The sequence below is a fragment of the Pseudomonas sp. B20(2017) genome (assembly GCF_002113125.1).
Classification (GTDB): domain Bacteria; phylum Pseudomonadota; class Gammaproteobacteria; order Pseudomonadales; family Pseudomonadaceae; genus Aquipseudomonas.
Window position 1 is genome coordinate 512,902 of sequence record NZ_NEJP01000001.1, and the last position, 23,763, is coordinate 536,664.

23 protein-coding genes and 1 pseudogene are annotated in these 23,763 nt (G+C 61.8%); 13 read left to right on the forward strand and 11 right to left on the reverse strand.

From position 1 onward, the window contains the following. Positions 1 to 24 precede the first annotated feature (24 nt). Together CAF63_RS02515 and CAF63_RS02520 are read left to right on the forward strand one after the other, a co-directional pair. A pseudogene (locus tag CAF63_RS02515) lies at positions 25 to 1,212 on the forward strand (S-type pyocin domain-containing protein). 18 nt (positions 1,213 to 1,230) lie between these two features. Beyond that, complete coding sequence (locus CAF63_RS02520) at positions 1,231 to 1,482, forward strand: pyocin S6 family toxin immunity protein (RefSeq protein ID WP_085683282.1); 252 nt, start codon at positions 1,231 to 1,233, stop codon at positions 1,480 to 1,482. A gap of 65 nt (positions 1,483 to 1,547) precedes the next feature. Here the strand turns inward: CAF63_RS02520 and CAF63_RS02525 are convergent, their stop codons facing one another. After that, the gene (locus CAF63_RS02525) at positions 1,548 to 2,012 is read right to left on the reverse strand and encodes a glycine zipper 2TM domain-containing protein (RefSeq protein ID WP_007969461.1); all 465 of its coding nucleotides are present in this window, start codon (positions 2,010 to 2,012) and stop codon (positions 1,548 to 1,550) included. A 166-nt stretch (positions 2,013 to 2,178) separates the two neighbouring features. Between CAF63_RS02525 and CAF63_RS02530 the strand changes: the two genes are divergently transcribed. Continuing rightward, positions 2,179 to 2,415, forward strand: a complete 237-nt coding sequence (locus tag CAF63_RS02530) for a hypothetical protein (protein ID WP_007959143.1) — start codon at positions 2,179 to 2,181, stop codon at positions 2,413 to 2,415. A gap of 5 nt (positions 2,416 to 2,420) precedes the next feature. Here CAF63_RS02530 and pdxH read toward each other — a convergent pair whose 3' ends face one another. The 5 genes from pdxH to dinG form a co-directional block, all read right to left on the reverse strand. Continuing rightward, positions 2,421 to 3,068 carry a pyridoxamine 5'-phosphate oxidase gene (gene pdxH / locus CAF63_RS02535; RefSeq protein WP_085612359.1) on the reverse strand — a complete coding sequence of 216 codons (648 nt, stop codon included), beginning with the start codon at positions 3,066 to 3,068 and terminating at the stop codon, positions 2,421 to 2,423. Positions 3,069 to 3,092: 24 nt separating this feature from the next. After that, positions 3,093 to 4,196 carry an OmpA family protein gene (locus CAF63_RS02540; protein WP_085683283.1) on the reverse strand — a complete coding sequence of 368 codons (1,104 nt, stop codon included), beginning with the start codon at positions 4,194 to 4,196 and terminating at the stop codon, positions 3,093 to 3,095. 112 nt (positions 4,197 to 4,308) lie between these two features. Then, on the reverse strand, positions 4,309 to 5,454 hold the full coding sequence (locus tag CAF63_RS02545; protein WP_085683284.1) for a serine hydrolase domain-containing protein: 1,146 nt from the start codon (positions 5,452 to 5,454) through the stop codon (positions 4,309 to 4,311). Between the two features lie 106 nt (positions 5,455 to 5,560). Beyond that, entirely contained in the window at positions 5,561 to 8,041 is a 2,481-nt protein-coding gene (locus tag CAF63_RS02550) for a beta-galactosidase (RefSeq protein ID WP_085683285.1), read from the reverse strand. 95 nt (positions 8,042 to 8,136) lie between these two features. Beyond that, complete coding sequence (dinG, locus tag CAF63_RS02555; RefSeq protein WP_085683286.1) at positions 8,137 to 10,281, reverse strand: ATP-dependent DNA helicase DinG; 2,145 nt, start codon at positions 10,279 to 10,281, stop codon at positions 8,137 to 8,139. 99 nt (positions 10,282 to 10,380) lie between these two features. On the opposite strand from dinG, the gene CAF63_RS02560 reads away from it, so the two are divergent. Further along, positions 10,381 to 10,845 carry a CopD family protein gene (locus CAF63_RS02560; RefSeq protein ID WP_085683287.1) on the forward strand — a complete coding sequence of 155 codons (465 nt, stop codon included), beginning with the start codon at positions 10,381 to 10,383 and terminating at the stop codon, positions 10,843 to 10,845. A gap of 121 nt (positions 10,846 to 10,966) precedes the next feature. Here the strand turns inward: CAF63_RS02560 and CAF63_RS02565 are convergent, their stop codons facing one another. The 4 genes from CAF63_RS02565 to CAF63_RS02580 form a co-directional block, all read right to left on the reverse strand. After that, the gene (locus CAF63_RS02565) at positions 10,967 to 11,725 is read right to left on the reverse strand and encodes a collagen pro alpha-chain precursor (protein ID WP_085683288.1); all 759 of its coding nucleotides are present in this window, start codon (positions 11,723 to 11,725) and stop codon (positions 10,967 to 10,969) included. Continuing rightward, entirely contained in the window at positions 11,718 to 11,996 is a 279-nt protein-coding gene (locus tag CAF63_RS02570) for a DUF1145 domain-containing protein (protein WP_039771353.1), read from the reverse strand. Before CAF63_RS02570 ends, CAF63_RS02565 begins: the two co-directional genes overlap by 8 nt. Positions 11,997 to 12,157: 161 nt before the next feature. Then, positions 12,158 to 12,880: an OmpA family protein gene (locus CAF63_RS02575; RefSeq protein WP_007952001.1), complete on the reverse strand. Its 723-nt coding sequence runs from the start codon at positions 12,878 to 12,880 to the stop codon at positions 12,158 to 12,160. Positions 12,881 to 12,969: 89 nt separating this feature from the next. Next, a complete protein-coding gene (locus tag CAF63_RS02580; RefSeq protein ID WP_011332779.1) occupies positions 12,970 to 13,665 on the reverse strand; it encodes an OmpA family protein in 696 nt (231 codons plus the stop codon). A gap of 199 nt (positions 13,666 to 13,864) precedes the next feature. On the opposite strand from CAF63_RS02580, the gene CAF63_RS02585 reads away from it, so the two are divergent. The 4 genes from CAF63_RS02585 to CAF63_RS02600 are packed head-to-tail and all read left to right on the forward strand — an operon-like array spanning position 13,865 to position 15,572. Next, positions 13,865 to 14,362 carry a DUF6231 family protein gene (locus CAF63_RS02585; RefSeq protein WP_085683289.1) on the forward strand — a complete coding sequence of 166 codons (498 nt, stop codon included), beginning with the start codon at positions 13,865 to 13,867 and terminating at the stop codon, positions 14,360 to 14,362. Between the two features lie 4 nt (positions 14,363 to 14,366). Then, complete coding sequence (locus CAF63_RS02590) at positions 14,367 to 14,843, forward strand: YchJ family protein (RefSeq protein WP_011332777.1); 477 nt, start codon at positions 14,367 to 14,369, stop codon at positions 14,841 to 14,843. Positions 14,844 to 14,874: 31 nt separating this feature from the next. After that, positions 14,875 to 15,360 (forward strand): LEA type 2 family protein, encoded by a 486-nt coding sequence (locus CAF63_RS02595; RefSeq protein WP_085683290.1) that lies wholly within the window; start codon positions 14,875 to 14,877, stop codon positions 15,358 to 15,360. A gap of 5 nt (positions 15,361 to 15,365) precedes the next feature. Beyond that, complete coding sequence (locus tag CAF63_RS02600) at positions 15,366 to 15,572, forward strand: SEC-C metal-binding domain-containing protein (protein ID WP_007955014.1); 207 nt, start codon at positions 15,366 to 15,368, stop codon at positions 15,570 to 15,572. A gap of 148 nt (positions 15,573 to 15,720) precedes the next feature. Here the strand turns inward: CAF63_RS02600 and CAF63_RS02605 are convergent, their stop codons facing one another. Next, complete coding sequence (locus tag CAF63_RS02605; RefSeq protein ID WP_085683291.1) at positions 15,721 to 16,278, reverse strand: cysteine hydrolase family protein; 558 nt, start codon at positions 16,276 to 16,278, stop codon at positions 15,721 to 15,723. Between the two features lie 147 nt (positions 16,279 to 16,425). On the opposite strand from CAF63_RS02605, the gene CAF63_RS02610 reads away from it, so the two are divergent. The 5 genes from CAF63_RS02610 (at position 16,426) to CAF63_RS02630 (ending at position 23,719) form a co-directional block, all read left to right on the forward strand. Further along, entirely contained in the window at positions 16,426 to 17,070 is a 645-nt protein-coding gene (locus tag CAF63_RS02610; protein ID WP_085683292.1) for a glutathione binding-like protein, read from the forward strand. A 144-nt stretch (positions 17,071 to 17,214) separates the two neighbouring features. Further along, complete coding sequence (locus tag CAF63_RS02615; RefSeq protein ID WP_085683293.1) at positions 17,215 to 19,665, forward strand: penicillin acylase family protein; 2,451 nt, start codon at positions 17,215 to 17,217, stop codon at positions 19,663 to 19,665. A gap of 193 nt (positions 19,666 to 19,858) precedes the next feature. After that, positions 19,859 to 20,893, forward strand: coding sequence for a ligase-associated DNA damage response exonuclease (locus CAF63_RS02620; RefSeq protein WP_007955006.1), 1,035 nt, complete (start codon positions 19,859 to 19,861; stop codon positions 20,891 to 20,893). Further along, positions 20,890 to 22,578: an ATP-dependent DNA ligase gene (locus tag CAF63_RS02625; RefSeq protein WP_085683294.1), complete on the forward strand. Its 1,689-nt coding sequence runs from the start codon at positions 20,890 to 20,892 to the stop codon at positions 22,576 to 22,578. Before CAF63_RS02620 ends, CAF63_RS02625 begins: the two co-directional genes overlap by 4 nt. 358 nt (positions 22,579 to 22,936) lie before the next feature. Continuing rightward, a complete protein-coding gene (locus CAF63_RS02630) occupies positions 22,937 to 23,719 on the forward strand; it encodes a transporter substrate-binding domain-containing protein (RefSeq protein ID WP_085683295.1) in 783 nt (260 codons plus the stop codon). Positions 23,720 to 23,763 lie beyond the last annotated feature (44 nt).

Sequence of the window (23,763 nt, forward strand, 5' to 3'; positions counted from 1 at the left end):
GATGCATGAACGAAAGGACAATCAGTGGCTGGTCAAAAGGACATTCCCCGGGTTCCCAACCCACCGGCGGGCGACGGGCATCACGTCACCTACCGCTATATGACGGCTACCGAACTGGCCGATCAGCAAGACCGACAAGACAAGTACGACGCCATGCTGGCGAGACAGGATGCTTTCGAGCGTAGCCGCGAGGTGGCGGCGAACAAGCCTGAGCCGGCGCGCGCGGGCTGCGTGTTTGCCAAGTCGTGCAAGCTGCCGGACGCGATCATCGATTACTCGAATCCTTCGGGGATGGTGCCGACTGACAGCCTGAAGGATTACGGCGAGCTGATTTTGCTGGGTGGCCGGGAAGCCGATGACAGCGGTGGCGTTGCACTCAAGAAAATCAGCGGCACGGCCATTCCTGCGGGGCTGGGCACTTTTGCCCTTGCGGGTGAGGCGTTCAAGGCATTGCCCGCGATGGCCTCTGCTGCCGTCATAACCCCGCTGGTCGGGCTGGTGGCGCTGTTGATGCCATCGAACCTGGGCGACAGCGCCCTCTACACCGAAGACCAGTTGCTCGCCCTCAAACAGGCCCGAACCCGCGTGCGCTTACGCGTTGAACAGCAGGCTGATGGCAGCCTCAAGGGTTACGGCTTCTACACCGGCAAGAATCGCGATTGGGAGATGGTTGATGTCGTGCAGTTCGCTGCACACGGTAACCGGTTTGTCGCAGACCTTGGCGAAGGTGTTGAGCTGATATGGACGCCTGCCGTGGACGGCTCCGACATCCTCGGTATTCCGGCACTGGAGGCTGCCCCGCAGGCGCCGCATATCTGGGTGTATCCGCCGACGAAAGCGGCGGACGGGATTCTGGTTAATCCGGTTTATCCGCCGGAGTATCGGGATTTCATTCTGGCGTTTCCGGCGAATTCCGGGGTTCGGCCGCTGTACATTGTTGTCAGCAAACCTGGAGACCATAAGTACTACGATGATCCCGAAACTCTTCCTGCGTTCCCCGACACTCAAAGGGTGAAGTCAAAGGCCTCAGTACGAGGTGGTGGGAAAAAGAGAGCCCGCTGGCTTGATGGAAAAGGCCGGATATATGAATGAGACTCCAAAACCGGCGCTATAGAGCTTTACGACAAGCTGGGAATTCATTTGGGAGAATTCAATCATTTGACGGAAGATCGGACAAAGAAAGCAAAGCCAGGCAGAACGACTCCCAAATAACCCACTAAAGAGAAAAAGATGCGCTATTTATCGATCACCGGATTTTTCCCCGATGAGAAACAGGATGACTCGTTGCAATTCGAGCTTAAGGTCAAAGACTACGGATTGAGCCAAGCATTAGCGCAAATCACTGAATCCAAAACTCTTGAGGAAGTTGAACCAGGAGAGCTGGAGATGACTGAAAGTCAGGTCAGGCAGGCGTCAGAGCTTTTGAAAGTCGACTTTCCGAAAGGCTTGGAGTACTTCATTGGCACTCGGGCGGGCTCGTAAACATCCAATAAAGAAAACCCCGACCAGTCACCTGATCGGGGTTTTCTTTTACCGCTCGTTCCCGCTTAGTGGGATACGCGGCTGGTCCCGCCAACAGTCGAAATCCGCACCCGCTCACCCACGCGGAACACTTCATTCTCCTGCACTTGCTGCACGTAGGCGCGCATGCTGCCGTCGTCTTCACGTACGGTGATTTCAACACCTTGGGTGCGGGTCAGGCCTTCTTCAGTGGCCGAACCGATCAGGCCGCCGGCCACGGCACCGATAACGGCTGCAACGATGCTGCCTTTGCCGCCGCCGATGGCGCTGCCGCCGACACCGCCGACCACAGCACCGGCTGCGCCACCGATCGGGGTCTTGGTGCCTTCGATTTTCACCGGACGCAGGGATTCGATGGTGCCCATGCGAATCGTCTGCACGCGACGCGCTTCGTCACGGGAGTAGGAGTCACCGGTCAGGCTCGACTGGCAGCCGGTCAGCAACATCGCCATCGTGGAAAAGGAAGCAACCAGCAGAACAGACTTACGCATAGCATCAACTCCAAAGGACAGGTATTCATTAAACTCCGCAGCTTGACGCCTGTCACGACGTGGCCCGGATAAAGTTGCTTTCATTCAGGTCTGGTACAGGCACCCGCGAACTCACCCAACAGTAGCGCCAAATTCCATTTCCTGCGCCGTCGACCCAAGGATTTCCATGGATTACTTCATCATTGTCGTCACCACCGCCGCCGGTCTGTACTTCCACTGGTGGCTGTATGTGCGGATCAAACGCTGGATGGATCGCGACCTGGCCTTGTCACTGGCCGGCAAGGATGAAGGCAAACGCGCGTTCATGCTCGAACGGCTGAAGCAGGCTCAGGCGCAGAAGATCAAGCGCCGGGACCTGCCGAAGTGGCTCGAGGCCGCTGCGGCAGGTTATCCCGCTCGGTAGACTGCTCAGGGTGCCAGACGTTCAAGAATCCAGTCGGCGCCCTGCACACGGTAGTTGAGGCGATCGTGCAAACGGCTCGCGCGGCCCTGCCAGAACTCGATGCGCTCAGGGAGCAAGCGGTAGCCGCCCCAGTGTTCCGGGCAGTGAGGCTGAGTGTCGGTGAAGCGCTGTTCGGTCGCCTTGAGCAAGTCTTCCAGTTCACCCCGGCCGTTGATCACCCGGCTCTGCGGTGAAGCCCAGGCGCCCAGTCGGCTGCCCAGCGGTCTCACCTGATAGTAAGCGTCGGACTCTTCAGGCGAGACCTTCACCACTCGTCCTTCGATCCGTACCTGGCGCTCCAGGGTCGGCCAGAAGAACGTCATGGCAGCGAACGGGTTCGCCGCCAGATGCTGACCCTTGGCGCTTTCGTAGTTGGTGAAGAAGGTGAAGCCCTGCTCGTCCAGCCCCTTGAGCAGCAGAATGCGGCAATGCGGACGGCCGTCCGCATCCACCGTGGCCAGGGTCATCGCGTTGGCTTCCACTGGCGCCTGTTCGGTTTTCACCGCTTCGGCAAACCATTGGTGAAACAACGCAAAGGGCTCGGCCGGGGCTTGCGCCTCGGTCAGGCCGTCCCGTGTGTAATCACGACGCATATCTGCCAGAGACTGGGTCACGGCGCATTCCTTTTCGTTAGCAAATCACTTTTTAGTGGTATCGGTCGCAGCGACTTTCTTGTCGGTTGCGGCGGCTTTGGCGGGCGCGGTCTTTTTCGCCGGAGCCTTGGCCGGGGCCTTCTTCGCTGGAGCCTTGGCAGCAGCTTTCTTGGCCGGAGCCTTTTTGGTGGCCGGTACAGCGGCTTTCTTCGCGGCCGGCGCCGGGGTCACCGGTTTGGCGGCAGGCTTGACGTCCTGAGCGGCGACCATCGTCACTGGCTTAGGTGCAGGCATGTTGTACTTGCTCAGCAACGCAACCATGGTGTTCTGCGGGGTCACCAGCAGTTCGACACGACGGTTCAGGGCACGGCCTTCAACGCTGTCGTTGGCGGCACGCGGCGCTTCGGAACCCATGCCGCGCAGCATCAGGCGATCACGCTGCAGACCGCTGAGGCGGAAGATCGCCGCCACGGCCTGGGCACGTTCCTGGCTCAACTTGACGTTGGCCGGAGCGGCGCCGGTGGTGTCACTGTGACCGAGCACCAGCACGGCGGTTTTCGGGTCGGCTTCAAGGATTTTCGCGACGCGGGTGAACGGGCCGAGGGTGACCGGCAGCAGCATCGCCGGGCGATCCGGGTTGAACGAGCCTTCCACCGGCGCAGTCACGACCAGCACGTTTTCACGTCGCTCGAGTTGCAGATTGCTGTCCTTGATCGCGGTGCGCAGGCGCGGTTCGTAGTCATCCAGCCAGGCCTGAGTCACTTTCGGATCGGGCATCGGCACGACTTTAGCGGTGTCCTGCTCCTTGCCACCAAACGGCCACCACCATTTGCCGCCCTTGTCGGCCTCAGCCTTGGCGACTTCGACCGGCTTGGCTTCGGGTTTGGCTTCAGCCTTCGCTTCAGGCTTGGCCGCCGAGTCGTCTGAGCCAAACGGCCAGTACCAAGGATTGCTGCTCTCGGCCTTGGCCACAGGCGCGGTGGTAGCCGGTTTCAACGGGGCGGGCGCCGGAGCCGGCTCCTTGGCCGCGACTTTGTCGGAAGAACCGAACGGCCACCAGCTACCGCCATCGGCGTCGTTTTTCGGAGTCTGTGCACAACCGGTAATCGCGAAACACAGGGCCAGGGCGAGAGTTTGTTTGGACGACATTGGAAACCTGCAAAAAGAGTAATGGACGATCAGAGGACTTTCGCCCGGATAAACAGACGGTTTGAAACAAAAAACGCCATGAGGTTCCGGCCCTGGAACCCCGGGCGACGCTTTACAGACAAGTGGCAAGTACCCGCGCCAGCTTCTGTGCGCGCGGATCCATCAAGACGTACGGCCCCAGGGTATTTGTCACAAATCCGAAGGCCACATCGTGCTCCGGATCAGCAAAACCGATGGAACCGCCTGCACCCGGATGGCCGAATGCACGCGGGCCGAGGCCGTAAGTGGCGTTCGGCACGTCGGGTTGATCGAGCATGCAGCCGAGACCGAAACGGGTGCGGGTCAGCAAGGTCTTGTCCTCGCCGAGGCTGTGTTCGCGGGTCAATTCGTCGAGCATTTCGCTTTCCAGCAGGCTGCCGTCGAGCAGACCGGCGTAGAACCCTGCCAGACTGCGGGCATTGCCGTGGCCGTTGGCCGCCGGTTGCTGCATACGGCGCCATTCCGGTTTGTTGGTGCTGGTGAGCACCGACGGCGGATTGGTGAAAGCGCGGGTGGTCATCGCTGTTGGTTCGCGCATGGTCACTTGCAGCAGGCGCTGGGCAGCGGCGTCGCCGGTGTTGCCCTTGCCCCGGGCGATGTGCGCCACGCGATGGAATTCCTCGTCGGCCAGACCGACATGGAAATCCAGCCCCAGCGGTTTGGCGACCCGCGCCACGATCGACTCCCCCGGCCCGCGACCGTCGGCGCGCCGCAGCAATTCGCCGATCAGCCAGCCGTAGGTGATCGCGGCATAACCGTGACCGGTACCCGGCGTCCACCACGGTGCTTCGGCCGCGAGGGCGTCGACCATGGTTTGCCAGTCATACAGCGCTTCAGGCGCCAGCAATTCGCGCAGGGCCGGCAGACCGGCCTGATGGCAAAGCAGTTGGCGCAGCGTCACGGATTCCTTGTCGGCGGCGGCGAATTCCGGCCAGTAACGGGCGACCGGCGCATCGAGCTGCAACTTGCCTTCGGCAACCAGTTGCAGCGCGGTGACGGCGGTGAAGGTCTTGGTGCAGGAGAACAGATTGGCGATGGTGTCGCTGTGCCAGGCCTCGGCGCCGTCCTTGTCGGCGGTACCGGACCAGAGGTCGAGGACGGTATCGCCGCCGACCCGGATGCACAACGCGGCGCCGCGTTCCTGGGGATCGTCGAACAGTGCGGCGAAGGCTTCGCGCACCGCTTCGAATTGAAGCTCGTAATGTCCCTGAATCTGCACCCGCAACTCCCCCGCGAAAACGCTCTACAAAGTGGCCCGCATTGTTCCAGCCCGTGAGGGTTTTGGGAACCGCTGCGGGCCGGGCGGTCTTCAGGTTTCGTAACGATCAGTGACCGTTGCCGGAATGCCCACCGGTGTGGCCGGCCCCCTGCCCCGGGCCTTTGCCGGCGTCTGCCTTGCGGCCGCCCTCGGCTTCGTGCCCGGCCTTGTCCGCCGCGGCAGCCGCTTTCTGGGCCTCTTTGTTCAACTGATCGACGGTCGCCAGGTTGCTCTTGCGTACCGCTTCGACAAAACCCTGGAACGGCAGATCGGTGACACCGACCAGACCAAAGTGACCGTTCTCGCCATCGAGCAGGCGCCCGGTCACCGGTTGGTCCAGATACTGGAACCAGTGCACGCCGACAATCGACGGCTCGCTAAGCGCCTGTTTGAGGAAGTTGGCGTAGGCCGGGCCTCGGTCTTCTTCCTTGCTCAGCGGGGTCACGCCGCCCCAGAACGGGCCACGGTCGGTGGAGCCGAAGTTGAATTCGGTGATCAGCACCGGTTTGTCGAGGCTGCGCAGTGCGGCGAAGTCATAACCGTCCTGCGGTTGCAGGGTGTACATGTTGAAGCTCAGCACGTCGCAATACTGGGCGCAGGACGCCACGGCTTCCGGGGTGCTGGTGGCGAAACGGCCGCCGAGCAGCAACTGGTTCGGCGCGTGCCATTTCAACGAGTCTGAAATGGTCTTGAAGTAGGTGTCGGCAAAAACCTTCTGGAAGTATTTGAAGTCAGCCTCGATTTCCGGATGCTCCGGATTCGGCAGTGGCGCTTCAAAACCCGGGTCCTCCATCAATTCCCACGCCGGCAGATCAATCCCCCAGGCCTTCGACAGCCCTGCCTGATTGCGGTACTTGTCGCGCAATTGCTTGAGGAACGCACGCTTGGCCGGAACGTCGGTGGTCATTTTCAAGGTGCCGTAGGCCAGCGCGTAACGGGATTTCGGATCATCGCCGGGGCCAGCCCAAGCCAGTTCGTTGTCGGCGAAGTAGCCGATCAGCCACGGATCATCACGATGATCGCGGGCGGCAATCGCCACGGCGCGCTCGGTGGCCATGGCGAAGCGCGGATCGAACGGGTCAGGCATGCCGCCCCACCAGTCGGTGCCGGTGCTGATGCTGGCGTAATCGCCGACGATCGATAGCGGCAAGGTGTACGGCATGCGCTCGGCGTCACCGAGGACAGGCGCGCTCCAGTTACCGACCGTGTTGAAGCCCCAGGCTTGCAGGCGATCAAGGGTGTGGCTGGCCCACTTTTGCTCGTCGACCGTGTTTTTGCACGGTGTCGCTACGCTTTGCCCGGTGGTGGCAGCCGACTCGGCAACCCCGGCTTTTGGCTGTTCGGAGGCGGCTACCGGTGCAATGGCGTTGGTCGCCGCTTCTTCAGCGGCGCCAGCCTTGGCGGCTTCGGCGACACCGGCCTTGTTGTCGCTGTCCGGGATGCAGGGCTCGCCATACAGGCGCTGAAGGTTGGCGCCGTAGAAGTCGTACCAGCGCCCGAAATTGTAACCACGGCCCTGATCGACACCGTTACCGCCACGGTTGTCACCTTCGCCGAAGTGGCTGGCCAGCGGCTCTCCTGGTTTGGGCAGGGATTCGAACATGTATTCGCGACCGGCCACGTAGGTCTGGTTGACCTCGGGGCTGACAGTGTTTACGCCCAGGGAATAGAACGGATGGCCCTCGGGCGTCACCAGATACCAGCGATCGTCACGCTTTTCGGTGCGGAAGAAACCGCTGGCCTTGAACGCCGGGCCTTTATTCCAGCCACCGAACTTGTCCAGCGACGACTTTTCGCGCTCGGCCAGCCAGGTTTTCAGTTGTTGCTGTTCTTTGGCGGCGGCGGATTTCAGTTGTTCGTCGTTGGCGACTTTCTCCGGCCATTTACCGCGAGTCGATTGGCCATAGGCATCCACCAGATTGCCGTAGGCGGATTTGATCACCTCACCTTCGTCCTGCACGCCAAAACGCTCAAGCAACAGACTTTGCGCGGCTTTCGGCTGGTCCATCGACAGGCTGACCGACACTATCTGGCTGCGATCCAGCTCACCGCTGCTGCTCGCCAGCAGGATGCGCTGCCCGTCGATCGTCATCGGCATCACCGGCCCGGCCTTCATGCCCTGGCTCAGTGGCGAGGTCGCGGTCAATGGCACCAGCAAGGTCTGCGCCGGGCCGGCCGGCAGATCAACGCGGCTGACCAGGGTCTTGCCGTCGTTGCTCTGGATTTGTACGTAGACGGTCACCGCCCAGTTCATCGCACTCTGGATGCGCAGGCTCATCATGCCGGACTGCGACCAGTCCCAGGCACCGGTCTGCGGGGACAGACGCAAGGTCGGGCGGGCCGTCGGATTGAACGTCACCCGGCGCAGCACTTCGCCCTCGGGGGTCTGCTCGGCGTTGGCTTGCGGCAGGTCGGCGTTTTCGGTCGCCACTTTCACCACATCGGCAGGGCGAACAAAGTTGAACAGGGTCTGCTGGCCGGCAGGTGCCGCCAGCAAGGGGCCAGCGAAAACCAGGGCAAAAAAGGCAGGCAACGAACGACGAATCATGAGAACGGATTTCTCCCTAACGACCCGCAAGGGCCAATGGAAAAGCAGTGACAGAGAGATAGACAGCGCGGCGGGCAAAACTGCCCACCGATGTCTCAGGATATTTCACGACGGAAAGGAGGCAACGCATTGAGGATCGCCTTGCCGTAGCGCTGGGTGACCAGCCGCCGATCCAGCAAGGTGATGGTGCCGCGGTCTTCTTCGGTGCGCAGCAGACGGCCGCAAGCCTGAACCAGCTTCAGCGAGGCGTCGGGCACCGAAATTTCCATGAACGGATTGCCGCCACGGGCTTCGATCCATTCCGACAGCGCGGCTTCAACCGGATCGTCCGGCACCGAGAACGGGATCTTGGCGATCACCACGTGTTCGCAGTAGGCGCCCGGCAAGTCCACACCTTCGGCAAAACTGGCGAGGCCGAACAGCACGCTGGAATCGCCACCATCGACCCGCGCCTTGTGCTTGTTCAGGGTTTCCTGTTTCGACAGGTTGCCTTGAATGAACACTTGCTTGCGCCAGTCGCGATCAAGGCCGTCGAACACGTCCTGCATCTGTTTGCGCGACGAGAACAGCACCAGACTGCCGCGCGAGCCTTCGACCAGTTCCGGCAGATCACGGATGATCGCGGCGGTGTGGGCGGCGGCATCGCGCGGGTCAGCTTTCAGGTCCGGCACCCGCAACACGCCGGCGTCGGCGTGATGAAACGGGCTCGGCACCACGGCGGTGACGGCTTTTTTCGGCAGGCCGGCACGCATGCGGAAACGGTCGAACGTGCCGAGGGCAGTCAAGGTCGCCGAAGTCACCAGACAGCCGTAAGCCACGTTCCACAGGCTGCGGCGCAGGGTTTCGGCGGCGAGGATCGGGCTGGCGTTGACCTCGATGTCGAACAGCGAACCGCTTTCGGCCAGGGTCAGCCAGCGGGCCATCGGCGGGTTGTCTTCCGGGTCTTCGGCGGTGAATGCGGTCCACAGCTCCCAGTTGCCGGAGGCACGGGACAACAGGCTGCCGAACAGCGGATACCATTCCTCGGCCTGATTGCTGGCGATGCCGATGTTGACCTCGCCGTCCATGCCTTCCTTGAGCAGATCGGTCAGGCGGGTGAACAGGTCATTGAGACGGGCATAGCCTTTCTTCAGCTCGATGCCCATCTCGCGCATGTGCTCGGGAATCACCCCGCCGATGAAGCGATGACGCGGACGCTCGCGGCCTTCGACGTCTTCGCCGGGTTTGAAGTCAGCGATCTGTTCGCAGGCGGTGAACATGAACTGCTGCTGGGTCTTGATCTCCCGCGCCAGCTCCGGCACCTGCTCGATCAGTTTGCCGAGGTCGCCCGGCAACGGGTGCTGCGCCAGCAGTTTGGTGAGGTTCTTGGCGGTGGTTTCCAGCCAGTCGGCGGTGGAGCGCAGGCGCGTGTAATGGGCGAAGTGGCCGATGGCCTTGTCCGGCAGGTGGTGGCCTTCGTCGAACACATAAATGGTGTCGCGCGGATCCGGCAGAACCGCCCCGCCGCCCAGCGCCAGGTCGGCCAGCACCATGTCGTGGTTGGTGACGATCACGTCGACCTTGCCCATGCCTTCGCGGGCCTTGTAGAAGGCGCACTGGCCGAAATTCGGGCAATGGCGGTTGGTGCACTGGCTGTGATCGGTGGTCAGGCGCGCCCAGTCGGCGTCTTCCAGCGCGTTGGGCCAGCTGTCGCGGTCGCCGTCCCATTTATTGCCGGCGAGCTTCTCGATCATGCTGGTGAACAGCTTCTGGCTGGCCTCATCGACCTCGATCTTGAAGCCTTCTTCTTCGAACAGCTGCGCGGTGGCTGTCTGTGCATGACCTTCCTGCAACAACATGTCGAGCTTGGAAAGACACATGTAGCGGCCACGGCCCTTGGCCAGCGCGAAGCTGAAACTCAGCCCGCTGTTGCGCATCAGGTCTGGCAGGTCCTTATGGACGATCTGTTCCTGCAGCGCCACGGTCGCGGTGGCAATCACCAGGCGCTTGCCGGCCAGTTTGGCGGTCGGGATCGCGGCCAGGCTGTAGGCCACGGTCTTGCCGGTACCGGTGCCGGCTTCCACCGCGACAATCGCGGGGTCGCCACTGCGCCGGCCTTCGTCGTCGGTGTCAATATCCCCGAGGACCTTGGCGACTTCAGCGATCATCAGGCGCTGGCCGTAACGCGGCTTGAGGCTCTTGGCTTCGAGAAAACGCGAGTAGGCGCCCTGGATCGTGGTTTTGAGTTCAGTGCTGATCATTGAGTGTCGGGCGCAAAAAACGCTGGATAAATTTTCAGTGGTTCGGATGGGGGGCTATCATACCCCGCGAATCAATCCTGCGCAGATCGGAGTACCCCAATGACACCTTTTAGCCTCGTTTACCCCATCCATGTACTGGCCGCGCTGGTGTGGGTCGGCGGTATGTTTTTCGCCTGGATGGTGCTGCGTCCTGCGGCGATGAAGGCGCTGGACGGTCCCGGGCGCCTGACGCTCTGGGTGGAAGTGTTTCAAGGTTTTTTTCGTTGGGTCTGGGGGGCGGTGATTCTGCTGCCGGTCACCGGGGTGGGCATGCTGCACCTGCAACACATCGCATTCGACAACGCGCCGCGTTATGTGCAGGTGATGATGGGGTTGTATGTGGTGATGACCGCGCTGTTCATCCGGATTCAGGCATTGATGCTGCCGGAATTGCGCACGGCGGTGCAGGCGAATGACTGGCCGGAGGGTGCGGCAGTGCTGGGGCGAATTCGCAAGGTGGTGGGGTTCAATCTGCTGGTCGGGGTGGTGCTGGTGGCGGTGGCCGCAGCGCGACCGTCGTTCTGAAGTGATGCTGATCGTTCCCACGCTCTGCGTGGGAATGCAGCCCGTGACGCTCCGCGTCACTGGACGCGGAGCGTCCCTTGAGGCATTCCCACGCAGAGCGTGGGAACGATCAAGCAATCTATTACAGGCGCTGTACGGTGACAGACCCCGCTGCACCCGCAGGCCCCGGCTGCCCGTCAGCCCCTGGTTTGCCGCTCTTGCCGCCATCGGCGCGATAGACCAGGCAGCCCTTGGACTTGCCACCCGCCCCCGGCTTGCCACCTGGACCGGCCGGGCCACCGGCACCGCCGGCGACTTCGACCTTGATCAGCTCGGCCGGAAACTCCCGCGGCACTTCAAGACGCACCAGCGCACCCGGTGCACCCGGCTGGCCATCGCTGCCGTTGCTGCCATCAAAACCGTGTCCCGCCTGACCCCAGGTGCATCCCGGCTCCTGACCGTTGGCGCCATCGAGCCCGACAAAACCCGGCGCACCGGTACCGCCACGGGCATCGACCACCAGTTTCGGCGCGTTCAATGCCTTGAATTGCAGGTTCAGATTGCGCCCGGCGCGGGCGGCTTTTTCGTAGGTGCCCGGTGCGCCACGGGCGGTGATCTGGCTGCCTTCGGCAAGTTGAGCGCGGATGACTTTCATATCCAGCGCCTGTTCGCTCGGCACGATGGCGATGCGCGCTTCATGGCCCAGCTGCAATTCGCCGACACTCAACTCGGTCACGTTCGAAGGAATCAGCAAGGTGCCGTAATCGGCGACCACCAGTTTTTCCAGTTGCAAGGTGCTGGCGGTGTTCGGCAGACGCATCAACGAGTTGGTTTCGACGCTGACCACCTGGGCGCAGGCCAGGGGACTGATGAATGCAGCGAGCAGGCAGAGTTTACGCATGGGAAGCCTCCGGAGCGGCCGGGGCCGGGATGGTTTGCAGGTGGAATACGCCGAACAACAGGATGCGGCCACGATCACGCCAAGGGTGCGGACGTCCCTTGAGGCTGCGGTTGCACAGCAGCACTTCGAGTACGTGGATTGCCAGCAGCAGACCGCCGGCCAGATTGACCAGCAGGTGCAGCGGATGAACAAACGGCACCAGCTGATTGGCCAGCACCACGCAGCAGAACAGCAGGGTCAACAATCGCCCCAGCCCACAGAACACCTTCATACGCTCCCCCGTGTTGCGAATTATTCTTTGGGCGCACAGTAACGGCTTCTGCAGGGGATAAGCCAGAGGGAAAAATGAAAAAACATCATCCGCCGCCAGATGGCTGCCGGTTCGGGAGATTCGTCGACCGACAGCTCTAGCCTGCGGGCTACAGACACATCCTAACGATTGATGTGCAGTTCCACCCGACGGTTCTGCGCTCGCCCCTCGTCGGTGTTGTTGTCGGCGACCGGCTCACTTTCGCCGCGCCCTTCGCTGGTGAGTTTGTTCGGCGCCAGCCCCTGGCTCAGCAAATACTCCGCCACGCTGCTGGCGCGACGTTCCGAAAGTGCCTGGTTGTAGGCATCCGAACCCTTGCTGTCGGTGTGACCAATGACCTTGATGCTCACCACGTCGGCATTGCGCAGTTTGTCCATCAACGTGTCCAGCTGGCTTTTCGCGGCCGGTTTCAGATCGGACTTGTCGAAGTCGAACAGCACGTTGCCGGCATCGTTGAGGGTGATGACTTCGGTTTGCGGGGCCGGTTCGGCCGGTTTCTCGGTGACCGGGTATTGCGGCAGCGGACAGCCACGGTGGTCGACCGGGGTGTTGGCCGGGGTATCGGGGCAACGGTCGCGGCGATCGAATACGCCGTCGTCGTCTTCATCGCCATCCTGGGCATAGCAGATCAATCCGCCGGTGAGGATCCCCAGCGCAGCACCACCGCCGGCCCAGCCGCCGCTTTCGAGCGCGCCGAGACCGCCACCGACCAGTCCGCCAATGAGGCTGCAGATCGGCCAGGTACGTTGATTGAGGGGAGCGGTGCCATCGCTGTGGGTGGCGCAACCGGTCAACAGGCTGCCCAGCAGCAGAACCGGCAAGACGGACCTTGTAAGAACACTCATTGTTAAAGCTCCTGTGTCACCGGCCCATACCGGTTACACAGGAGTAAAGACCCGCATCCGCGACTGCACAAGCCGCGGATGCGAGGGGGCTAGCGGTTGATTTTGATTTCGGTACGACGGTTCAGCGCGCGACCGTCCGCAGTTTTGTTGTCTGCCACCGGCTGGCTTTCACCGGCACCGGTCACCGACACGAAACTGCTTTGCGGCACGCCGCTTTCGACCAGGTACTTGACCACCGAGTGCGCGCGGCGATCCGACAGTTTCTGGTTGTAGGCATCGCTGCCGACGCTGTCGGTGTGGCCGGTCACGGTCAGTTGGGCCGTGCTGGACTCCTGTTTCAGGCGCGAAGCGACTTTATCCAGGACCAGTTTGTCGGCCGGGGTCAGCGTGGCCTTGTCGAACTGGAAGTGAACATCGCGGATGACAATGGTTTCTTCCTTGACCACCACAGCTTCTTCGACCACTGGCGCAGGGGCTGGTGGAGGGCAGCCGTCAGCATCGACCTGTACGCCTTTAGGCGTGCCCGGGCACTTGTCGCGACTGTCCGGCACACCATCGCCGTCTTCATCGCCATCACCGTGAACCCAGCAATAGGCTGCTGCCGTACCGCCGACGAGTAACGCGCCATACCCCGCCCATGCGGAGCTTTCGGTCGCACCGAGGCCCGCACCGACGACACCACCGACTGCCGCACAGGTCGGCCAGTCGGTTTTCTGCAAACCTGCGCAACCAGTCAACACACTGGTTAGCAGAACCAAGGGTAATGCTGTCCGAACTATGCTCATCTAGTTTTCTCCTGAGGGATCGGCTTAGAACCGATTCAGGGAGTAAAGACCGGAGTTTTAATCTCCGCCAGCAATAGGCCATTGCTGTTTGTGCGCATGTTCACGGGACTTCGACGAATTTGCCGCAAACCCGCAGGACAGAGATCTAGGCCTTGGCGTCCGGGCAGGCTAGTCTTGGCGCTCTGATTGAGGAGCTTCGATGAACGTCGCCATTTCTTCCCGCACGCCGCAGCAGGCATTGGCCGCCCTGCTCGACCGCTACGCCCCGGCACGTCTGCTGCTGATCGGCGCCAGCGAGTTCCCGGCGCTGGCTGTCTTTAAGCAGGCGCACCCGCAGACCTGCGTCGCGCACGCCGCGCCCGGTGCGTTGCCGGCCGAACTGGCGGCCCAACGTTTCGACCTGGCGCTGGTGGTCGATTGCCTGGAACATTTGCCCAAGCGCGACGGCCTCAATCTTTTGGGCGGAATCCGCAACCTAAACGCCAGCCGCATCGCCGTGCTGGCGGATCTGCCGGCCAGCGGCTGGCAGGAAACCGATTTTTATTCCCTGGCCCTGCAGGCCAGCGAACGCTTCGCCCGCGACGAACAGGTGCTGACCCTCTTCACCTACGATCTGCTTGACTACAAACAAGTCCCCGACTGGCTCAACTCACGGTTCTGGGCCAATCCGGAAAACTTCGGGAAATACTGGTGGTAATGCAATGAGTACAGCCATTTGCCCCTGCGGCAGCGGCAACCTGCTGGATGCCTGCTGCGGTCACTATCACGCCGGCCACCCGGCCCCGTGCGCTGAAGCCCTGATGCGCTCGCGCTACAGCGCCTACGTGCTGGGCCTGATCGATTATCTGGTGGCCACTACCCTGCCCGCCCAGCAAGCGGGGCTGGATCGCCAGTCAATCAGCAACTGGAGCGCCCAGAGCACCTGGCTCGGTCTGGACGTGGAAAGTTCGGAAGTGCTCGGCGGCCAGCCGGAACACGCGTTCGTCACCTTCACCGCGCGCTGGCATGACGGTCAGGGCGAACACAGCCACCGCGAGCGCTCGTCGTTCGTGCAGAACAGCGGGCGCTGGTACTTCATCGACCCGACCGTGCAACTGAAGCTGGGCCGCAACGACGCCTGCCCGTGCGCCAGCGGCCAGAAGTTCAAGAAATGCTGCGCGGGGTATTTCGGCAGCTGAAGCTAGACTGGGCAGCAAAGGGAGTTAAACCATGCTCGGTCATTGGCGCACATTCCAGGCTTTTACACTGCTCGTGTTTCTGGGGCTCGGCGGCTGCGCGTCCTGGTTCAGCGACGACTCCCTCGACCCCGCCGTGCACCTGGTGAAAGTCGAAGTGGTGCGCGCCAAGTTGCTGGAACAGAAATTCATCCTGCATTTTCGTATCGATAACCCCAATGACAGCGACCTGACCGTGCGCGGCCTGGAATACCGTGTGCATCTGGCCGACATGCTGCTGGCCGACGGCGAGCATGAACACTGGATCACTGTGAGCCCCAAAAGCAGCAAATTTTATAAGGTGCCGATCCGTACCAACCTGTGGCCGAAGGTGAAGGAGGTGGTGAAAATGCTGAAAAACCCGAACCAGCAGATTCCCTATCGACTGGAGGGTGAGATGGAAACCGGTTTATTCATCGCTCACTACGTGCACCTGGCGCGCAATGGCGTGATAATCCCCGCCGATTTGATTACGGAGTGACCCCGATGACCCAGCAACCTCATGTCCATGGCCCAGACTGCAACCACGATCATGACCATCACCACCATGATCACGACCATGGCCATGTCCACGGCCCGAACTGCGGCCACGCCCACCAGGAACCGGTGCGCAACGCCCTGAAAGACGTTGGCCGCAACGACCCTTGCCCATGCGGCAACGGCAAGAAATTCAAGAAGTGCCACGGCGCTTGATGTTTCGGGCGGAGAGCATCTTCGCCTGAGATACCGCCTTCGCGAGCAAGCCCGCTCCCACATTTGCCTGCATTCCGTCAGAAGGAATACGGTCGAATGTGGGAGCGGGCTTGCTCGCGAAGGGGCCGGCCCATTCACCGGAAGCTTTTCAGCCTGCCGCCAGAATGTGCCCGGTGCCGACCACCGTCGCATACTCCCCGTGCAAGTTCCCCAGCGACATCGCATGCACCTCCTCTGCCGAGCGCAACGTGCCGAAATAATCGGCCTTGTCGAAGGTAAAGCACGCATCCTCCGCCACCCACGCGTCAAACCCCAGATTGCCTGCCGTGCGTGCCGTGGATTCCACCGAGTTGTTCGTCGCCACGCCGACGATGACCAATTGCCCGATCCCCACCTCACGCAATTTCGCTTCAAGCCCCGTCGCACAAAACGCATCCGGCAGCTGTTTCTGGATCAGCCATTCGCCGTCCTGCGGCAAAAACCTGTCCTGAAATTCCACGCCTGACTGCTCGGGCCAGAACACTGATTCCGGCGAGCGCGAGAGGTGCTGCACGTGGATCACCGGCCGCCCACTGCGTCGCCAGAAGCCCAGCAAATCAAGAATCCGCTCTTCGGCCGACGGATTATTCCGCCGCCCCAGACGCGGCTGCAGAATGCCCTTTTGCTGGTCGATGATGATCAGTGCAGCGCTGGCGTTGAGCTCCATGGCGATTTTTTCTCACGCGGGTCATTGAATTTCCCGTACTTGAGCATCACCTCCTGTGACTAAGCAAGCTATCGAACGCGCACAGGACAACCTGAAGCCGGCGTTTGCTGTCCGCACGTAAGCCATTTTCCTGATTTGGAGCTTTCCATGATCGACCTGTATTACTGGACCACGCCCAACGGCCACAAGATTTCCCTGTTCCTCGAAGAAGCGGGCCTGCGCTACGACGTGCACCCGATCAACATCAGCCAGGGCGAGCAGTTCCAGCCGCACTTTCTGAAAATCGCGCCAAACAATCGCATTCCGGCAATCGTCGATCATGAACCGGCTGATGGCGGCGAACCGCTGTCACTGTTCGAGTCCGGGGCGATCCTGCTATACCTCGCGGAAAAGACCGGCAAGTTCCTGCCCAAAGATCTGCGCGGCAGCCAGGTTGCGTTGCAATGGCTGTTCTGGCAAATGGGCGGGCTGGGGCCGATGGCCGGGCAGAACCATCATTTCAGCCAGTTCGCCCCGGAAAAAATCCCCTACGCGATCAAGCGCTACATCGATGAAACCGCCCGTTTGTACGGGGTGCTGGACAAGCAATTGGCCAACAACGAGTTCGTCGCCGGCAGCGAATACAGCATCGCCGACATGGCGATCTACCCGTGGATCGTCTCGCACAAGTGGCAGAGCCAGAACCTGGAAGACTTCCCGAACGTGCAGCGCTGGTTCAACCACATCAAGGACCGCCCGGCGACCGTGAAGGCCTACGCGCTGGTGCAGAAGATCAATCCGCCGAAGGCTTGAGTCACCCGGCCTGATCGTTCCCGTGTGCGGGAACGATCAACGGGAAGAAATAACCGCTCGCCCCGCTTGCGCGGCCCCCTCCTGCTCACTAACGTAGCGGCTTTATTGCGCCCCCAGCCTCTACACCCCCGCAGGAGCTTTGCCATGGCCTCGCCAGCCCTTTCACATTTTCTTCCCCGGTTCGGCGTTGCCGCAGCAGTGGCCGGTGTTCTGAGCCTGACCGGTTGTCAGACCTGGAACACCCAGGACACCCTCCCGCCGACTTCCGGTGTGCAGCCGCTCAAGGGCCTGGCGCAGAACGTTTCGGTACGCCGCAATGCCATGGGCATGCCGCTGATCGAAAGCAACAGCTTCCACGACGCACTGTTCGCCCTCGGCTATGTGCACGCCAGCGACCGGATCAATCAGATGGTCACCCTGCGCCTGCTGGCTCAGGGCCGTCTGGCGGAAATGTCCGGTTCATCGATGCTCGACGCCGACCGTTACATGCGAGCCGTCAACCTGAAGAAAAGCGCCGGCGAGCTGTACAAGGCTTCGTCGCCACGTCTCAAGCGCTTCTTCGAGGTCTATGCCCGGGGCGTCAACGCCTACCTGTTCCGCTACGCCGACAAACTGCCGGGGGATCTGGCTTCCAGCGGCTACAAGCCTGAATACTGGAAACCGGAAGATTCGGCGCTGATCTTCTGCCTGCTGAACTTCAGTCAGTCGTCCAACCTGCCGGAAGAAATCGATTCGCTGGTGCTGGCGCAGACCGTGACCAACGACAAACTGGCGTGGCTGACCCCGTCCGCTCCCGATGAAAACCTGCCGCTGGCCGAGGCCGACAAGCTGCAAGGCATCAAGCTCAACGGGCAGATTCCGGGGCTGACGGAGCTGAGCAACGCCAGCGAACAACTGGCCGCCATCAACCTGCTGGGCACTCAGTCGTCGAACAACTGGGCCATCGCCCCGCAACGCAGCCGCAGCGGCAAGAGCCTGCTGGCCAGCGACAGCCATGGCCCGCTGGCCGCGCCGTCGCTGTGGAGTTTCGCGCAGATCCGCGCTCCGAAATACCAGGCCGCCGGCGTGACCGTGGCCGGTCTGCCGATGGTACTCGGCGGTTTCAACGGCAAGGTGGCGTGGAGCCTGACCAGCGTGTTCGGCGATAACCAGGATCTGTTCCTGGAAAAAATCCGTCGTCAGGGCAGCACGTTGTCCTACGAGGTCAACGGCAAGTGGCAACCGGTTGCCGTGCGCAACGAAACCTACTTCGTCAAAGGTCAGCGGCCGATTCGCGAAGCGGTGTACGAAACCCGCCATGGCGCGCTGCTCAACAGCACCCAGGCTGCTGCTCAGGGCGCAGGTTTCGGCCTGGCCCTGCAGACGCCGAGCTTCACCGACGACAAATCCCTCGATGCGTTTTTCGATCTGAGCCGCGCCCAGAACGTTGAACGCGCCTCGGACGCCAGCCGGGAAATCCGCGCCATCGCGTTGAATCTGGTGTTTGCCGACGCCAGCAACATTGGCTGGCAAGTCACCGGGCGTTTCCCGAACCGCCGTGAGGGCGAAGGCCTGCTGCCGTCGCCGGGCTGGGAAGGTCGCTACGACTGGGACGGTTACGCCGACCCGATGCTGCACCCGTACGATCAGGATCCGGCCCAAGGTTGGCTCGGCACCGCCAACCAGAGGGTCATTCCTCACGGCTACGGCATGCAACTGTCGAATTCCTGGGCGGCGCCGGAACGTGGCGAGCGCCTGGCCGAACTGGCTGGCAGCGGCAAACATGACGGTCGCAGCGTGATCGCCATGCAGTACGACCAGACCACCACCTTCGCCGCCAAACTGAAGAAAATGTTTGAAGCGCCGGGCATGGCGCAGCCGCTGAAACAGGCGATCGACGCACTGCCGGAAGCCGAGCGCAGCAAGGCGCGCGAAGCCTACACCCGTCTGATGGCGTTCGACGGCAAACTCAGCCCGACCTCCGCCGACGCAGCGATCTACGAACTGTTCCTGCAGGAAAGCATGAAGCAGATCTTCCTCGACGAGCTCGGCCCGCAAAGCAGCCCGGCGTGGAAAGCGTTTATCGCCAACGGCGATCTGTCCTACGCCGCCCAGGCCGATCACCTGTTGGGCCGCGAAGACAGTCCGTTCTGGGACGACGCCCGCACCCCGCAAAAAGAAGACAAACCGGCGATCCTCGCCCGCAGCCTGGCGGCAGCGATAAGCGCCGGCGACAGCCAACTGGGCGGCGACCGCCGGGCCTGGCAGTGGGGCAAACTGCACCGTTACGAGTGGAAGAATGCCAGCGGCCAGACCGTTCGCGGCCCGATCGCGGCGGGCGGCGACCACACCACCCTCAACACGGCGGCGTTTGCCTGGGGCCAGGACTTCAACACCACGCGTGCGCCGTCGATGCGTTTCATCGTCGACTTCGGTCAGAGCGAGCCGCTGATGGGGCAGAACGGGACGGGGCAATCGGGTAATCCGGTGAGCCCGAACTATCTGAATGCCATCGATCCGTGGCTCAAGGGCCAGTACATCGGCCTGCCGATGCAGCCGCAGAACTTTGACCGGGTGTATGGCAAGACACGGTTGACGCTTACCCCCGGCAAGTAACCCCCCATGATCGTTCCCACGCTCTGCGTGGGAATGCAGCCCGTGACGCTCCGCGTCACTGGACGCAGAGCGTCCCCCCGAGGCATTCCCACGCAGAGCGTGGGAACGATCATGCGACAGTTCAGAAAATCAATAGAACTTCTGACTTCGCGCCAACCTCATAGCTAACAAGTCCCTCCATCCCGGTAACGCCATGGACCTTGTTATCGCCCGCCCCGAAGGCCTCTACTGCCCCGCCGGGGATTTCTACATTGACCCGTGGCGGCCCGTCGAGCGCTCGGTGATCACCCATGCCCATGGCGATCATGCCCGTGGCGGCAACCAGCATTACCTGGCTGCCAGTGCCGGCGAAGGGATTCTGCGCGCGCGACTGGGCCAGGACATAAACCTGCAAACCCTCGACTACGGTCAGCGCCTGACCCATCACGGCGTCACCCTGAGTTTTCATCCTGCCGGCCATGTGCTCGGCTCGGCCCAGGTGCGGCTGGAATACGGCGGCGAAGTCTGGGTCGCGTCCGGCGACTACAAAATCGAACCCGACGGCACCTGCGCGCCGTTCGAACCGGTGCGCTGCCACACCTTCATCACCGAATCAACCTTCGGCCTGCCGATCTACCGCTGGCAGCCGCAGGCGCAGGTGTTCGCCGAGATTAACCAGTGGTGGCAGGCCAACATCGAGGCCGGCAAGGCCAGCGTGCTGTTCTGCTATTCGTTCGGCAAGGCCCAGCGGATTCTCCACGGCATCGACGAAACCCTCGGGCCGATCCTCAGCCACGGTGCGGTCGAGCCACTGAATCGCGTGTACCGCGAGGCCGGTGTCTACCTGCCACCGACGATCTACGCCGGCGACGTGAAAAAGAACGACCCGATGATGCGCCAGGCGCTGGTCATCGCCCCGCCCTCGGCGGGCGGCAGCAGCTGGATGCGCCGGTTCGGCGATTACAGCGACAGCTTCGCCAGCGGCTGGATGCGCCTGCGCGGCACCCGTCGGCGGCGCGGGGTGGACCGCGGTTTCGTGCTCTCGGATCACGCCGACTGGCCCGGCCTGTTGTGGGCCATCGAACAGACCGGCGCCGAGCGAGTCATGGTCACCCATGGCTCGATTGGCGTGCTGGTGCGCCACCTGCGCGAAAAAGGGCTGGACGCACAAGGTTTCAACACCGAATACGGTGACGATGAAGAAGAGCTTTCAACCGCCACGCCCGCCGTTGCCGAGGTGCAACCATGAAAGACTTCGCCGGGTTGTACGCCGAGCTAGACGCCACTACGTCCAGCAACGCCAAACTGGCGGCCATGCAAACCTACTTCGCCCAGGCGCAACCGCAAGATGCCGCGTGGGCGGTGTACTTTTTGTCCGGCGGGCGGCCTCGGCAACTGGTGCCGGTGCGGATCCTGCGGGATTTGGCGGTCGAAGTGTCCGGGCTGGCGCCGTGGCTGTTCGAGGAGAGCTATCAAGCGGTCGGCGATCTGGCGGAAACCATCTCGCTGGTGCTGCCGGAACACCCGCACACCTCCGAGGCCGGCCTCGCCGAGTGGATCGAAAACAAACTGTTGCCCCTGCGCGGTGAAACCCCGGAATACCTCGCTCACCAGTTACCCGCGCTGTGGGCGCAACTGGATCGGCCGAGCCTGATGCTGTGCATCAAACTGATCACCGGCAGCTTCCGGGTCGGCGTGTCCAAACTGCTGGTGACCCGCGCCCTGGCTTCGATGGCTGGGCTCGACAGCAAACGCGTGGCGCAACGATTGGTGGGTTACACCGACCTGTCCAACCGGCCGAACGCCGCCAGCTACCTGAAACTGATCGCCCCAGAATCCAGCGACGAGCACGCTCATCGCGGTGGTCAGCCCTACCCGTTTTTCCTCGCCCACGCGTTGGCGCAACCGGTGGAAACCTTCGACGCATTGCTCGGGCCGGCCAGCCACTGGCAGGTGGAGTGGAAGTGGGATGGCATCCGCGCGCAGGTGGTCAAGCGTGACGGGAAATTGTGGGTCTGGTCCCGGGGCGAAGAACTGGTGACCGAACGCTTTCCCGAACTCGACACACTGGTGCACGGTTTGCCCGACGGCACAGTGATCGACGGCGAAATCGTGGTGTGGAAGAACAACCGCCCGGTCACTGAAGATGCGTTCGATCCGCAGTCGACAGAAGCCCCGGCGGTGCAACCGTTCGCGTTGTTGCAGCAGCGGATCGGCCGCAAGTCGCTGGACCGGAAAATCCTCGAAGACGCGCCGGTGGTAGTACTCGCCTACGACCTGCTCGAATGGCAGGGCGAAGACTGGCGCAACCAGCCACAGGCCAGGCGTCGTGAGCAACTGGAGCAGGTCATCGCCAAATGCAACAACTCGGTGCTGCTGCCTTCGCCGATTCTGACGGGAGACGACTGGTTCGACCTCGCTCGCCAGCGCGAGGCCTCCAGACGTCTTGGGGTCGAAGGCATGATGCTCAAGGCCCGGGACGCAATGTACGGCGTCGGCCGGACCAAGGACATGGGCGTGTGGTGGAAATGGAAGGTCGATCCGTTCAGCGTCGACGCGGTACTCATCTACGCCCAGCGCGGCCACGGTCGCCGCGCCAGTCTCTACAGCGATTACACCTTTGCGGTGTGGGACGGCCCGCCCGGTTCCAGTGCGCGAGCGCTGGTGCCGTTCGCCAAGGCCTATTCCGGGCTGACCGATGCGGAAATGCGCGAAGTCGACAGCATCGTGCGCAAGACCACCGTGGAAAAATTCGGCCCGGTCAGCAGCGTGACCCCGAGTCTGGTGTTCGAACTGGGCTTCGAAGGCATCGCCCTCTCCCGCCGGCACAAGAGCGGCATCGCCGTGCGCTTCCCGCGCATGCTGCGCTGGCGCCAGGACAAGACCGTGGAAGAAGCCGACAGCCTGGCGACCTTGCAAGACCTGCTGGTCTGATCCTTTCCTTACGCCTCCCCGATCGTTCTTGCCCCATGATCAACCCTGTTATTGATCGTTCCCACGCTCCGTGGGAATGCAGCCCGGGACGCTCCGCGTCCCATCCAGAGCCAGACGCAGAGCGTCCATTGAGGCATTCCCACGCAGAGCGTGGGAACGATCACGCCCATAAACAGTGCAATTGATTTTCCACGCCCGTTTTCGTGCACTGACCGGCCCAGGCATGCACTTCCTACACCTTTTAAAACACTTGTTCGGGACTCTGGTTCGGAAATTGCTACTTTCTATAAGTCGTAAGCGCTCCAGTAACAATCATTCCGCGCCACAAGCGCTCATATTGGTTCTTAGGGATTGAATAATGAAAAAAGCATTGCTGACCCTTTCTGCACTGGCGTTGTGCATGGCCGCCGGCTCCGCGCTGGCCAAGGAATACAAAGAACTGCGGTTTGGCGTTGACCCTTCCTACGCACCGTTCGAGTCGAAAGCGGCAGACGGCAGCCTGGTTGGCTTCGACATCGATCTGGGCAACGCGATCTGCGCCGAGCTGAAGGTCAAGTGCAAATGGGTCGAAAGTGACTTCGACGGTATGATTCCGGGCCTCAAGGCCAATAAATTCGACGGTGTGATCTCGTCGATGACCGTGACCGAAGCCCGCGAAAAAGTCATCGACTTCTCCAGCGAGCTGTTCTCCGGCCCGACTGCGTACGTGTCGAAAAAAGGTTCGGGCATCACCAACGACGTTGCCTCGCTGAAAGGCAAAACCGTCGGCTACGAGCAAGGCACCATTCAGGAAGCCTATGCCAAAGCCGTGCTGGACAAGGCCGGCGTGAAAACCCAGGCCTATCAGAACCAGGATCAGGTGTATTCCGACCTGACTTCCGGCCGTCTCGATGCGGGCATTCAGGACATGTTGCAGGCCGAACTGGGCTTTCTGAAGTCGCCACAGGGTGCCGACTATGCCGTCAGCGAGCCGGTCGACAACCACTTGTTGCCAGCCAAGACCGCTGTCGGTATTAAGAAAGGTAACACCGAGCTGAAAGCGCTTTTGGATAAAGGTATCAAAGCGTTACACGATGATGGCAAGTACGCCGAGATTCAAAAGAAACACTTTGGCGATCTGAATCTGTACAGCGGCAAATAATGCCCCGGCGCCCATCCTCGATGGGCGCCTTTTTCATTCAGTCA